Origin of the sequence: Corynebacterium gallinarum, assembly GCF_014837045.1 — a bacterium.
GTDB lineage: Bacteria > Actinomycetota > Actinomycetes > Mycobacteriales > Mycobacteriaceae > Corynebacterium > Corynebacterium gallinarum.
The window spans coordinates 176,693-191,353 of sequence record NZ_JACSPR010000003.1 but is presented as its reverse complement, the minus strand read 5'-3'; the positions used below and the strand labels follow the sequence as shown (position 1 = coordinate 191,353).

Sequence of the window (14,661 nt, the reverse complement as noted above, 5' to 3'; positions counted from 1 at the left end):
GGTGCTGGTCGACGTGCTTGTCGACGCGTTGGTCACCGCCCCATAGTCAGCGGCGTGGTTTAGACGTCGATGTTGTTGGCACCGGCGATGGCCGCGAGTGCAGCGCGCAGCCGGGCATCAGCATCCTCGGCGACCTCACGGACCTGGTCACTCCCACCGAGCTGGACCATGGTCTGCGGATCGATCGTCTCGACGGTGGTGCGCTCATCACCCGGGCCGCGCCGAACCACAACATTGCACGGCAGCAGAGCACCCATCTCGGGTTCAGCACCCAGGGCCTTGCTGGCCAGACCGGGATTGCAGGCACCGAGGATGACATAGTCACCCACGGCATCGGCGGCCTCCTGACCCAGTTTCTTGGTGAAGGTGGCGCGGATGTCGACCTCAGTGAGCACGCCGAAGCCATGCTCAGCCAGGGCCTCGCGGGCGCGGGCGACGGCATCATCGTAGGACAGGGACACGGTGACGGTGTGGGTGTAGGACATGCTCTGACTCCTTGGAGGTGGGTGACTCGGCATTTACTTCACTGGTGGTTCACGGGTGTTTTACGGGCTGCGCAGTCTGCACGCCTACAAGCCTGACAGCGGATGATGGATCCGGCAAGGGGACTTTATGCAAAAGGTTTACGCGAGGGAGAGGAAGAGCTTCTCCATCTCCTTCTTGTCCATCGACTCATCCGGGTTGGTCAGGCACTGCTCAAGTCCAGTGGCGATGATCGCGAAGCCAGCGCGGTCCAGCGCCTTGCTCACGGCGGAGAGCTGGGTGACCACATCCTTGCACTCAGCACCCTCCTCCAGCATGCGCACCACGGCGGACAGCTGTCCCTGGGCGCGCTTGAGGCGGTTGATCACCGGTTTGATCTCGGTGGGTTCGAGTTCCATGGGGTCTCCTTAATCAGACTTCAGACGTTCCCTCACCATAGTCTGAACAGCGCATTTTGTATACCCCCATAGGTATCTTGCATGCCTGTGGGGGTATATGGAACACTGGTGGGGCACCTGCACCGCGACCGTCTTGAAAGGACGCCCATGAGCTCCCCTTCCACCACCACCGCCACTATCACCACCGTTGAACCTGAGGTCCTGCACCAGTGGATCACCGACAATGAGGACCTCGTGGTCCTGGATGTCCGCTCAGCCGCAGAGTTTGAATCAGTGCACATCCGCGGTTCCTACAACGTCCCCCTTCAGCTGGTCTCCGAGCACACCGATCAGCTCGCAGAACGACTCGGTGGCCGCGTGGTGCTGGTATGCCAGTCTGGCGTGCGTGCCGAGCAGGCCCGTCAGCGTCTCGGCGCCGCCGGTGTGGAGACCGCCCATGTGCTGACCGGTGGGATCAACTCCTTCGCCGATGCCGGTGGCGATGTCGTGCGCGGCGCCCAGCGCTGGGACATCGAGCGCCAGGTCCGCCTGGTCGCCGGTTCCCTCGTGGTCACCGGACTGCTCGGTGGCAAGTTCGTCTCCCCCAAGATGCGCGCCGTGGCCGGTGCCATCGGAGCCGGCCTGACCTTCTCCGGCGTGACCAACACCTGCGCCATGGGCAAGGCCCTGGCCGCGATGCCGTGGAACAAGACCACCCCGACCCCCACCGCCGCGGAATCCATCAACCGGATTCCCACGCAGTCTGCCTGACCCCATCACCCTACCCATCCCGATAGATGTCAGCTGGGCACCCGGTGGGATGAACTCGACAAGAACCAGCCTGTTATCCCCGTCTGCCACAGTGGCAAGCGCAGTGCGACGGTGGTTGATGCCCTCAACCAGACCGGTTTCACCGCCGACATCATGACCGGCGGCATGATCAAATGGCAGCAGGCAGGTCTGCCGATTCACTGACCAAACTCCCCGGGGCGGTGCTGATGCCCACCACCTCCCCCACCAGTGAGCCGGATGCTTATCGACGACCTGATTATCAGCCTCAGGGTTTCCGTACTGGTGAGAGGCCTTTTCATGCCATCCACGAATTGTCCGTTTAGATTGGCGCTTTGTCCATGAGGACAAGCGGTGGTCCCTAGTTTTCCTTCAGTAATAGCCTGAACGCCTCGGCACCATATATATGAATGGGCCAACGATCGTCAGAACTACCGTAGGCAGCTGATACCCGGCAAAGGGGGTGTTCATCGATCTTCGGGCTTGTTACCCTGGCTGCACTATAAAGATCGGTCGTGCATCTTATTGTCACGCCCAACAGCCATGGAACCAACGGATCAACAAGGAAAGCAGCTGGGAGCGGGAGCGGTGTTTAAGAAATTCAGTGGTGGCATGTCGCTGGGGATTCTGGCCCTGGCAGCCATCGTCATCATGGTGCTGCAGATCGTCACCGCAGACATGGGGACCACCGCTACCTTATTGAGTTATACAGCCACCACCCTGCTCATCATCGGATTGATCCGGATCAGCAAAACTGAAGAAAAATAACACCCCCGGTGCCGGCGCGGCTGTGTTTCTCCCCGCGCAACAATGGGGAACCGCTCTGGCAATAGGCCACAATGGTGCCTTCCTTCCGCAGCTTGTCCGGGTTCTATCGCAGGCGGCGGTCACGTCCTTGGTGCTAAAGCCCCAGGGACGTATCCCTTGGCATATTCACTCCTGGTACGAATCCCAGAAGCCTTGTGACCCGAGAAGAATCCGGCCCAATCCGTGCCTGGTGCCCTCACAGGGAACGCATGCTATCGACCAGGGCACAGAAGAGGTTATGACTCGACAGGATTGGGTACAGGACCGCCATCTGTGCACCCAGGCATGGACAGGTTCTGATCTGTTACCGGTACGTGGGAAATGATGAGATACAGTGTCGGTCTTGTCCGCATCAACCTGAGGTCCACGATTTTACTGGTATCGAAATAAGCTCTCCGCCAGCACTGAATGCACCAACATGGCTGCAAATCCCTCAGCCTGCTTCCTGGTCTATTGATGGGGTGGAAACATCACTCTGACAGACACGTCCTTGAATCCCACCATGTCGTCATTTATCCGACATATACAGTCCCCTCCTGCCTTATGTCAGGGATACTGTTCACTACCATGGGAATTTAGGACATTTGACATTCATATCCTCCCCTCAGTGATAGACCAGTAGTGGAAGAAAGGACGGAAACGGGACATGCGCAAGGATTCCCCGCGGTGGGTGGAGATTTCCCGTTCCGAGTTCGACCACGAACGCGATGGCCTGGACGCCCTGGGTGACCTCATTCCCGATGCCGCCCCCTACCGCCTGTGGACCAACTTCGAGTTCCAGGATTCCCAGGGCACGTGGAACGAGGTCGACGCGCTCGTCCTCGGTCGCGGGCGCCTGCACCTGCTGGAGCTGAAGAGCTGGAGCAGGATCATCCGTGGCGATGAGCACAACTGGAAGGTCACGACCGAGAACGGCGGGGTGTCCCACCGGAAGTCCCCCACCCTGGCCACCCGGCGAAAGGCGCAGCGCCTGGCCAGCAAACTACAGACCGCCTTCCACGAGATCAGGGCCACCGCGGACTTTGAGATCCCGCAGAGATTTCTCACCCCGCCGATCGTTAAAGAAGCGGTGCTGCTGCACAGCAGCCACTTCCTTTCCCAGCTCAGCGCCGACGGGCAGATGAACGTGTTCACTCTCGACCACCTCGCCGAGCAGGCGCAGCTGCCCGGCATCACCTCGCGGATCCTTGAACCGCCCTCCTACACGGAGATCGACGAGGAGTTCGGGCGCGTCATGATGGTGCTGGCCCTGGAGAAGATCTCGGGGAAGATCAACCACCGTCAGCGCGCCGGATCGTGGGAGCTGCGGTCCAAGGTCGACGACTCCGGTGATGTGGTGGTGTGGTCAGCCCGGCACACCGACCACGATGAAGAAGCCCTGATCAAGCTCCGCCCCATCTCCCCCGACGCGACGGAGGCCGATGCGCTGCGTGCGGAGAAGGCGGCCATCCGCGAGTACAAGCTGCTCTCTTCCTTGGCACACCCCGGCATCGATTCCCCCCGCAGCCTCGAACGGGTAGACAAATACGACCTGCCCGCGCTCGTGTACCCGGCCCACCCGGGTTTTGAACCGCTCGACCTGCTCCTGCCCGGCCTCAAGTTGACTGCCTCCCAGCAGGTGGAGATCATCCTGCAGATCGCCGACGCGGTGACCTACGCACACCGCAACAACGTCATCCACCGGCAGCTGACCCCGGAGTCGATCCTGCTCAACGTCGACGCCCTGCGAGGCGCCGACCCAGCCGTCGAGGTCAAGGTCACCGGCTGGGCCCAGGCCGCCCAGGCCGCCCAGGCTGCCCAGGCGGACACCGCGCAGGGCACCCTGCTGGGCACTGCACTGCAGCCAATGAGCACCACCACCGCCTATGACGTCGGCGTGAGCTTCCTTCCCCCCGAGGGTTACCTACCTGGTTCCGATGGCCGTCTGGCGGATCTCTTCTCCGTGGGTGCCCTGGCCTTCTTCGTCCTCTCCGGTGGGGTGCAGCCAGCGAACACCCGCGCCGAGCTGCTCGCCCTGCTCAAGGAGCACGGCGGACTGGATCTGGGAACCACCGGAGCCCAGGTGGAGCCCGCCCTGCGGGAACTGATCACCAGGGTCACCTCCCCCAGCCCGGTGGCGCGTCATAAGGCGGTTCTGCCCGCCAACCCACCACGAGTCACCCCCTCCCCGGTGGAGCTGTTCACCGGCAGGGTGCGCGATCTTTCACAGGGGCGACGGGACGTAACTGAGGATGACCCGCTGGAAACCCCCATCGGCAAGGTCATCGACGGCCGCCTTGAGGTACTCAAGGTTCTCGGCTCCGGTTCCACCGCCCGGGGCATCGCCGTGGTCGACGTCAACGACGAATCCTCCACCCCACGGGTGCTGAAGATGTCCACCGCCGCGGACAACAACACCACCCTGGCCGCGGAGGCGGACACCCTCCGTGCCCTGGACAAGCAGCTCAGCGGCCATGAACACCGCAACTCCTTTGTCACCCTCATCGAGGAGCTGCCCGCGCTGCCACACTCCCGGCACGCCCTGCTGCTGTCCTCTTGCGGCGACGCCACGCTTTCCGACGGTCTGACCCTGGGTATTCCCACCACGGACCAGTTCTGGGGGCTCGGGCTGCAGCTGCTCAACATCCTCGTCGCCCTGGAGGGCACCGGCATCACCCACCGGGACATCAAACCCGCCAACCTGGGCCTGTCTGGCAAGCCGTCGAAGCTCAAACTCATGCTTTTCGACTTCTCACTGAGCCACACCCCGCTGGAGAACACCGACGCCGGCACCCCGCCGTACCGAGACCCCTTCCTCGGCCAATCCGGGCGCACCATCTTCGACTCCCACGCGGAGCGCTACTCGGCTGCCGTGGTGCTACACGAGATGGCACTGCACACAGCCCCCAGCTACGCCGAGGACAACACCCCCGCCGAGGCGACCGACGGCCGCCTGCTGCTCAACCCCGAAGACCTGCCCACCGTATGGAACCCCCGCCAACGGGAACTCCTGTCCGCACTGTTGAGCTCCGCGCTAGACGGCGACGTGCGCCGACGTCCCGGCTCCGCCGCGGAGATGCGCACCGCCTTCCTGGCCGCTAGGAAGGCGGCAGAGGACCAGCCCGACACCACCCCGACCGTCGCACCGCCCCGGGCCACTCCCACCAGCCCCGCACCGGTCGCACCGCCGGTAGCCATTGCCGCTGAGATCAGCTCGCTGGCCATGCTTATCGACGAACTGCTCAACCGCGCCGGCGTGAAAAATAGCTCCAGTCGACGACTGGCAGCCAATATCCTCGGCACCGCTGAGAGCTCTCCCGTGGACCCTTTCGCCTCCAACCCCACCTATGCGAAGATCCTCAAGGTCTCCGCGGGCAGGATTCCGCAGCTCACCGGGGAGATTCCAGCACTATGGAAGAAGTCTCCCTTGCTTGTTGGGGAATTCACCCGCCTGAAAGCTGCACTGGTCGAACACCTGGAAACACTCGGCGGCATCGCCACCCCGGAGCAGCTGGCGGGAATGGTCAGCGACCTCTACCCGGCCGATGCCATGGATCAACCTCGCCGTCAGCAATTGGGGGTGTTGCGGATGGTGGAGCAGGGCATCACCCGCAACCGGGAATTCAGCGATGCTTTATCCGTGGTCCGGCAGGGTCGCGCCCAAAACGTCGTTGCCCTTGCTACCCGCTCTGAACCGGAGAAGCTGCTGTCGGCTCTGACTACGGCCGGGAAATCCCTGTTAGACGCTTCCGGCCGGGGTGTGGTCCCATCGTCTGAGTTCCAGGAGGCGCTGCTCAAGGCCGCCGCCACGACCCTGCGGGTCAATCCCAGCAACCTGCCGGTCTCCGTCCGGGCGCTTCCCGCCCTGGCGGTACACAGCTCTCCCGACATGGCGCTGACCCCCACCGGCGACCTCTACTCCCGCCACATGTCCCACGTGGAGCTGGTGCGTGAGGTGCTTCCGCTGGCGGACACCCGCATCGTCCGGCGGGAGGTGCTCACCCGCGGCATCGCCTCCCGGTTCCCCGCAGCCCACCACCAGAAACTGCCCACCCACCCGGAGCTGGACACCGTCATCGCGGTGGTGGACCCGGACCTGCGCTGGGACGCCCAGTCGGCCGCCTACCGCAGGCAGCAGGAGGAGGACTCCGGGTACACCTCCCTGCACACCCGGATCCCCACCGCGATGTCGGCTGGTCAGCGCCACCGCACCCCGGTTGCCGAGCTCGCCGATCGGCTGCGGGATTCCCTCCCCGACCGCCTCCTACGAGCCGTGACCGTCCACGTCACCGACCTGGAATCCACCGCAAGCGAGATAGCGCAGCTGTTCGAGGTGCCGAAGGTCAGTGTCACCACGGCAGTCTTGAATGAGCTGCAGAATCTGCTGGAGTCGACGGGACAGGGGGACAAGATGACGGCCCTGCTGTCGCTGGACACCCCGGAGACACACGGCGACATCGCCCCGGTGATCCGGCGTGCCGCCGAGCGCGCCTGGCCGAATATCCTGGCCACCGACGCAGAGGCGGTGGTGCTCACCGACCTGTCCATCCTCGCCGACTTCGGGTGCCTGGACGTGCTCACACCGCATGCCGACGTGGCCCAGAACATCAACCGGTCCGCTATCTGGCTGTTCGTCCCCCGCCCGGACAAGACCGTGTCCACCACCTCGGTGGAAGTCTCCGGAGTGGGGCTGCCGTTGTCCAGCCCCGGCCAGATCATTCACCTCTAATATTTTCGCCACACCTACCGCACACAGAACACCAAGGAGCACCTTTCCGATGGCCCGAGGAAAACCCGCCGAGATGACACTGACCACCGCTCTGCAGCCGGTGGTGACGATGGTGTTGGATGACATGCGCTCACGCCTCGACTCGGACAAGGAGACCACCGCGCGCTGGAAGGCCGACTACGACGCCGCCCGCAAGGCCGAACGCGTCGGCGGCAGCTTCGGCGACTGGTGCGAGGACCTGCTCCTGCAGGCGGCCGTCGGCTGGGTGCTCACCACCGTGTTCGTCCGTTTCATCGAGGACAACGAACTCTTCGGCCCTGGGGGCACCTTAATCTCCGGGCAGACCCTGCAGCGCCGCAGCGCGGCCCGCGACCGGGAGCAGCGCTTCTACGCGGAGCACCCGCACCTGAACTACCTGGGTTACCTGGAGGAGGTCTGCGAGCAGCTGCGTGAAGTTCCCGCGACCAGCGGTCTGGTGGATGATCACGCCGCCATCGGCCTCTACTCCCCCTCCGATGACGCGGCCCGCGACCTCATGGACTTCTGGCGCCAGGCAGACGAAGACGGCACGGCCGTCTGGGGTTTCCACGACCCGGAGCTGGACACCCGTTTCCTGGGCGACATGTACGAGAACCTCTCCTCCTACGCCCAGGAGAAGTACGCCCTGCGCCAGACCCCGGTGTTCGTGGAGGAATTCATCCTCGACCGCACCCTGACCCCGGCCCTGGCCGAACGCCCCCTCGAGGGTTTCAAGATCATCGATCCGACCTGCGGTTCGGGTCACTTCCTCATCGGCGCCTTCCACCGCATCTTCGACCGGTGGACCGAACAGGAACCCGGACTCAACGCCCGCGAACGTGCCCGCAAGGCCATGAACGCGATCCACGGCGTGGATATCAACCCCTTCGCCGCGGCCATCACCCGATTCCGCCTCATCGTCGCCTTCATGAAGGCGTCCCAGGATGAGCGTCTCGACGCCGGCCTCACCGAGCCTGGTTTTCAGGTGCTGGCCGGGGACACGTTGCTGTACGGGCTTATGGCATCGGGGCAAGAAGAAATCCCTCTGGAGGCCGGGGTGTACTCACTTCCGACCGAAGACCAGGAAAGTCTGAACAAACTGCTCAAGCCCCGAACTTACGACGCAGTGGTAGGGAATCCGCCGTACATCATCGTCAAAGACAAGGCTCTGAACAAGGAATACCGCAACCGATTCAAGGAGTACTGCAAAGGCAAGTACGCGATGACAGTGCCCTTCATGGTGAAGTTCTTTGACCTGGCGAAGGGAGCTGGAAACCAGGGGGCCTCCGGATGGGTCGGGCAAATCACATCCAACTCCTTCATGCAGCGGGAGTTCGGACAACCCTTGATTGAGCGTTTCTTCGGAAAGATCGATCTCCGGGAAGTGATTGACTCTTCCGGCGCCTACATCCCGGGTCATGGCACCCCGACCGTCATTATTGTCGGCCGTAATGACACCCCCTCCCGACGAAAAGTCAACGGTGTTCTGGGTATCCAGGGAGAACCGGGCGTGCCGGCTGATCCCGCCCGAGGAAAAGTGTGGAGTTCGATCGTTGATCACATCGATGAAACGGGTTACGAGAACTCCTACATTTCTGTTTCGGAGCTCGACCGCAAGTTCATTTCTTCACACCCGTGGAGTTTGAGCGGAGGTGCAGCGCCCAACGTCTTGTCGACCCTCGAATCTCACGCTGCGTCCGAGCTAGATAAGACAGCTACTTCCCTAGGTATCACAGCATTTACTCTGACTGATGACCACTTCTTGAGTTCAAATCGTATTGCGCAACGCCGCTTCAACTCAAATTCAAGACCAATGGTAATTGGTGAGGAACTCCGCGACTGGTCACATTCAGAAACCACTTATTCAGCTTTCCCATACAATGATGACCTCCTTCCTCTAGATATATCTGAAAATCCAATACTGCTCAGAAGTTTCTGGCCTAACCGCGTCATCTTGGCAAACGCAAAGATGTTTGGAGGAGTGACTAAAGTCCAGTCCGGTTTGAAATGGTACGAGTTTGGTCGTCTAACCAGATCCAAGCTAACAATTCCCCTTTCGATCGCCTTCGCCTTCGTCGCCACCCACAACCATTTCGTCCTCGACCGCGGCGGCAAGGTGTTCAACCGTTCTGCCCCGGTGATCAAGCTGCCGGAGGATGCGACCGAGGACGACCACCTCGCGCTGCTCGGGGTGCTGAACTCGTCGACCGCGTGTTTCTGGCTAAAGCAGAACAGCCACAACAAAGGTGAAGGCGGTGGCGCAAGAGTAGATGCCGGATATTCTGCGATGGGTAGTGAATTGTGGAGGAACACGTACGAGTTCACCGGCACCACCCTCAAGCGTTTCCCGCTGCCTGCGGGTGGCGTGACGGAACGAGGGCGTCGATTAGATGACCTGGCGCAAGAGCTGGCGGCATGGGAGCCTGCGGCCGTGTTCGAGCGGTCCACGCCCAGCGTCGAAGTTGCTGACCAGGCTCATGACGAGTACCAGCGAATCCGCAACCTCATGATCGCTGAGCAGGAGGAACTCGACTGGGCCGTCTACCACCTCTATGGACTGACCGATGCCGACTACTCACTGCCCGTCGGTGAGGTCGAGGGCATCGAGCTGGGTACCCGGGCCTTCGAGATCACCCTCGCGCGCCGGGTAGCGGCCGGAGAAACCACCACCGCCTGGTTCGACCGCCACCATTCCACTCCAGTCACCGAACTCCCCGGCACCTGGAGCGACTCCTACCGCAACGCGGTGCAGGAACGGATGGAGCTCGCGGGCGTCGATAAGAAGATCGTCCTGCTGGAACAGCCTGAGTACAAACGGCGCTGGCAGACGGATCTGTGGGCTGACAAGGTCACCGCGGCGCTCTCGGACTGGCTGCTCACCCGGCTGGAGGAACCCGGCCTGTGGCGCGATGCCAACGGCATGCCCCGGCCGCTGAGCATCAACCAGCTCGCCGGTCTCATCGAGACCTCCAAGGAACTGGCCGACGTTAGGCAGGTGCTGTCGCTGTGGAGCAGCAAACGCGATGCCACCACCGCGGTCATGCTCGCAGACCTGCTCAAGGATGAGGCCGTGCCCTACCTCAAGGGACTGCGATACAAGGGCAAAGGCCTGCGCAAGCGTGCGGAATGGGAGGCCACCTGGGAGGCGCAACGCCGGGAGGACGCCGGTGAGCTCAGCGCCGACGAGGTCCCCGTCCCGCCGAACTACACCAGCGCCGACATGCCCACCGGCGTGTGGCGGCACCGCGGCAAACTCGACGTGCCCAAGGAACGCTTCATTTCCTACCCCGGCGCGGGCAGCGCCGATGACCCCTCCACCGTGATCGGTTGGGCCGGCTGGGACCACCTGGAGCAGGGCCTGGCCATCATGTGGCTCTACCAGGAGCGCACCAGTGAGGATGCTCCGCGGGAGCAGTTGGCGAGCATCCTCTCCGGGCTGCAGGAGCAGCTGCCGTGGATCATGCAATGGCACAACGAACTTGATCCACACACCGGCCTCAAGCTCGGTGACTACCTCACCGGCCAGCTCAACAACGCGGCCAACACCATCGGTGTCCCCGTGGAGGACCTGGACACCTACATTCCAACGACAGGCCGCGGACGGAAAGGACGTACCCAGTCATGAGTTTCTCTCTCCCCGGATTCGGGGGCAACGCCCCGAAGGCCCCGACCCTCGGTGAGGTCTTCGACATCCCCGAGCACCAGGGCGACACCTTCGTGCTCAAGCTGGAGAACTCGGTCGCCGAGGACAAGCTGCGTCAGACCGTCTCCTCCTATGTGGTCACCGACGAGATCGCCCACAACCTCGACACCGCCATGGACTTCGTGGAGACCGCTTTCGCCCGCAACGAGTCCCAGGCCGTCTATCTGCACGGTTCCTTCGGCTCCGGTAAGTCGCACTTCATGGCGGTGCTCTATGCCCTGCTCTCCGGCGCACCCATCACCCGAGAGGTGCCCGAGCTGCAGCCGATCGCGGCCGAACATGCCGATCTCGCCGGCAAGAACTTGCTGCAGCTGACCTATCACTTCCTGGATTCGAAGTCGGTAGAGGACACACTGTTCCGGGGTTACCTCCGCCAGATCAAACACCTCCACCCCGACGCCCCCGCCCCGGTCCTGCACACCGCGGGTGAACTGTTCGAGAACGCGGCCAATCACCGCAGCGCGCTGGGCGACGAGGCGTTCTTCACCAGCCTCAACCAGGCCACCGCCATTCCCGGCGGCAGCGGTCGGTCGGCGAAGGCCAAGGCCACCGGGCTCGACTTCGGGGCGCTCACCGGCGAGGACTCGACCCGGTGGGACCCGGCCTCCTACGAGGCGGCGATGTCCGCGCACGCCGACGAACGCTCCCGCACCGCGCTCATCCAGGCGCTGACCCAGACGATGTTTTCCGCCTACGCCACCACCTCCCCCTGGCTGGGCCTGGCCGAGGGACTGAAGGTCATCTCCGAACATGCGAAAACCCTGGGGTATGACGGGGTGATCTTCTACCTCGACGAACTGATCCTGTGGCTGATGTTCATGATCCCCACCCGCGCGGAGTTCAACAAGGAGGCGCAGAAGCTGACGCTGCTGGTGGAGAACGAGTTCGGTGCGGCCCTGCCCATGGTCTTCTTCATCGCCCGTCAGTTCGACCTGTCCACCTGGCAGGACACCAGCATCGAATCCGGGGCGGACCTGGAGGCCCGCCAACAGGCGTTCAACCACCAGGGTGGTCGCTTCCACACGATCGTGCTGGGGGATAAGAACCTGCCGCAGATCGCCAACCGGAGGCTCCTGCAACCCCGCAGCGCCCAGGCGAAGATGCAGCTCGACGAGGCCTTCGACAAACTCAACCTCAACCAGGATATCTCCACGGTGCTGCTCGACGGGGTCAACACCAGCGAGAAACACTCCTCCTCCACCATGGCGCAGTTCCGGCTGACGTACCCCTTCTCCCCTGCCCTGGTAGACACGCTCATCGCGCTGTCCTCGATCATGCAGCGCGAGCGCACCGCCCTGAAGGTGATGGAGCAGCTGCTGATAGACAACCGCGACACCATGACCATCGACCGGATCATCCCGGTCGGAGAATCCTTCGACTACCTGCTCGAGGGCGACAAGCACATCAGCCGACAGGGCGGCGAGGCGTTCCGCCTGGGCCGCAAGTTCTGGTCGGAGCAGCTGCGTCCCCACATCCTGGGCAAGTATTCCATCCCCACCGACACCTCCGACAAGGATCTGCCCGCTGAACTGAGCGGACTGCACGCAGAGCTGCGCATCGGCAAGACCCTCATCCTGGCGGGTATCGCACCCGAGGTCCCAGCGTTGAAATCCATGACCGTCTCCCGCCTGGCGCACCTCAACCACGGCTCCATGGTCACGCTGTTCAAGAACGACAGCCTCAGCCAAACCATGGAGCTGGTGCGCGAATGGGCCCGGGAGTTCACCGAGATCGTCATCCAGCCGGGCACCAATGACCCGGTCATCTCCGTCCGGTTGGATGAGGTGCCGTGGAAGGACCTGGTCGAACAGGCCCAGCGCGAGGACACCGACGAGCGACGAAGGTTGAAGATCCGTTCCTTGCTCACCCGGGCGTTACGCGTGGCTGAGGTGGCCCCTGCAGTTGATGGTTCACTGACCCGGACGGTCACCTGGCGGGGCACCGCCCGCCGGGCGGAGGTCATCTTCGGCAACGTCCGGGATCAGGCTAACCTCAAGGACTCGGACTTCCGCCCCTTCCAATCCCAGGCGCTGCGCCTGGTTGTCGACTACCCCTTCGACGAAGCCGGTCACACCCCCGCCGAGGACCACCAGCGCGTCGACCAGCTGCGAGTCTCGGACGGTGAGGCCCCCTTCACCGTGGTGTGGCTCCCCCAGTTCTTCTCCAACGAGCAGATGGCCAAACTCGGTGAACTGGTCATCATCGAGCACCTGCTGAGCAACAATGGGTGGCGCGACTACACCACGCGGATCGCGGAGGACTCCCGGGAATCCATCAAACAGATCTTGCGTTCGCGTGCGGAAACCCTCAACACCTCCCTGGAACGAGAACTCGCCGAGGCCTACGGCGCTCAATCGGGTGTCACCTTCGCCGAAGGGCAGGAACCACTCAAGAGCCTCGACCCCTCCATCAGCGTGTCCAAGCCCTCCGGAGCGGATTTCACCGATGCCGGCGACCGCCTCATTGAGTCACTGTTCACCGCCCGATACCCGTCCCATCCACGTTTCGATTCCGAACGGTTGCTCACCACCTCCGACTTCAATCGTGTCGCAGATGCCCTACGTCGGGCCGCCGGGGATCGCGCCTTCCGCACCGACCTAACACCGGACGAACGCAAGGCTGCCCGGGCGATCCTGCCGCCGCTGAACCTCGCCCAGGTCTTTGAGACCCACCTGATCTTCAATGAGGACACCCACGGCAAGAAGCTGACCGACATTGACACTCAGCTGCGTCGCACCGGACTCAACCCCACTGAGACGGTGTCGGTGCAGGCGGTCGCCAATGCAGTGGAACAGCTGCACCCCAACGCCGGTCTCAACCAAGACACCATCCATCTCTACGTGGTGGCCTGGGCAGCCGCCCGCAACCGTTCCTGGGCCCATCACGGCAGCACCCTCAGCGTGGAACCTACCCTCAAGGACATCGATCCACGGATGGATCTACAGCCGGTCGCGCTGCCGGACCCCCAGCAATGGTCCAACGCCGTGGAGGCGGCCGGCCTGTTGTTCGGGATCCACCTCAATTCCCACCTGACCGGGGCCAATCTCAAGGAGCTGCAGAACCAGGTCACCGACAAGGCCACCGCCCTGCGCTCCGCGGCCCAGGCACTGGCCACTGAGGTCTCCTCCTTCAACGCCTTCATGGGAATCACCGGGGAAAGTAACCGGTCCCGTCTAGCAGGTGAACTCAGCACCCTCATCGACCAGCTGGCCCGGGATGCCTCCTCCGGCCTCAAGGTGGTCGGCCATCTATCCTCGACGATCGAACACCATCCACAGGGTGGCACCACCGTGTGTGGCTCCACCAGCCTGGAAGCCCTCGAATCACTGAACACCGCTGAGGAGGTGACTGGTCTGTTGCGCCGCTTCCGGGCGGAATCCCACGCGGGGAATTTCGACACATTGCGCGGTCATGCTGCTACACATCCCGACAATGACGGCGGTGCACAGATGGTCGTCGACAAGTTCCGTAAGGCCATCAGCGAACACGAGTTCGTCCACCGGGCAGCCGTGGCCATCCGAACGTTCGGGGAGGATTTCTCGCGGTGGGCCAGCGATATGCTGGGCAAACAAACCACACCCCCCGTTACCCCGCCAGTGGATCCACCGGTGGACCCGCCCAGTGACACAGACCCGGCCCCGACACCGAAGCCCACTCCGTCTCGGACCTTCAAGGTGTCTGACCCACAGGATCTGACAGCGGTGAAGGCCAGCCTCGACGAGCTCGCCGGCACCCGGCGCGCGTTCACCATCACCGTGACCTGGGAGGATGAATAG

At 63.0% G+C, this 14,661-nt stretch carries 8 protein-coding genes; 6 read left to right on the top strand and 2 right to left on the bottom strand.

Annotated features, from left to right (window positions below):
* Positions 1-59 precede the first annotated feature (59 nt).
* Positions 60-485: a DUF302 domain-containing protein gene (locus H9627_RS05560; RefSeq protein ID WP_191733023.1), complete on the bottom strand. Its 426-nt coding sequence runs from the start codon at positions 483-485 to the stop codon at positions 60-62.
* A gap of 138 nt (positions 486-623) precedes the next feature.
* Positions 624-881, bottom strand: a complete 258-nt coding sequence (locus tag H9627_RS05555; RefSeq protein ID WP_191733022.1) for a metal-sensitive transcriptional regulator — start codon at positions 879-881, stop codon at positions 624-626.
* Positions 882-1,028: 147 nt separating this feature from the next.
* On the opposite strand from H9627_RS05555, the gene H9627_RS05550 reads away from it, so the two are divergent.
* The 6 genes from H9627_RS05550 to H9627_RS05525 all read left to right on the top strand — a co-directional run bounded on the left by H9627_RS05550 (position 1,029) and on the right by H9627_RS05525 (position 14,661).
* The gene (locus H9627_RS05550; protein ID WP_191733021.1) at positions 1,029-1,631 is read left to right on the top strand and encodes a rhodanese-like domain-containing protein; all 603 of its coding nucleotides are present in this window, start codon (positions 1,029-1,031) and stop codon (positions 1,629-1,631) included.
* A gap of 33 nt (positions 1,632-1,664) precedes the next feature.
* Positions 1,665-1,835, top strand: a complete 171-nt coding sequence (locus tag H9627_RS14385) for a rhodanese-like domain-containing protein (RefSeq protein ID WP_404826196.1) — start codon at positions 1,665-1,667, stop codon at positions 1,833-1,835.
* Between the two features lie 357 nt (positions 1,836-2,192).
* Positions 2,193-2,417, top strand: coding sequence for a hypothetical protein (locus H9627_RS05540; RefSeq protein WP_191733020.1), 225 nt, complete (start codon positions 2,193-2,195; stop codon positions 2,415-2,417).
* Between the two features lie 685 nt (positions 2,418-3,102).
* Positions 3,103-7,164 carry a protein kinase domain-containing protein gene (locus H9627_RS05535; RefSeq protein ID WP_191733019.1) on the top strand — a complete coding sequence of 1,354 codons (4,062 nt, stop codon included), beginning with the start codon at positions 3,103-3,105 and terminating at the stop codon, positions 7,162-7,164.
* A gap of 49 nt (positions 7,165-7,213) precedes the next feature.
* On the top strand, positions 7,214-10,807 hold the full coding sequence (gene pglX / locus H9627_RS05530) for a BREX-2 system adenine-specific DNA-methyltransferase PglX (protein WP_191733018.1): 3,594 nt from the start codon (positions 7,214-7,216) through the stop codon (positions 10,805-10,807).
* The gene (locus H9627_RS05525) at positions 10,804-14,661 is read left to right on the top strand and encodes a DUF6079 family protein (protein ID WP_191733017.1); all 3,858 of its coding nucleotides are present in this window, start codon (positions 10,804-10,806) and stop codon (positions 14,659-14,661) included. The genes pglX and H9627_RS05525 overlap by 4 nt, the downstream gene beginning before the upstream one ends.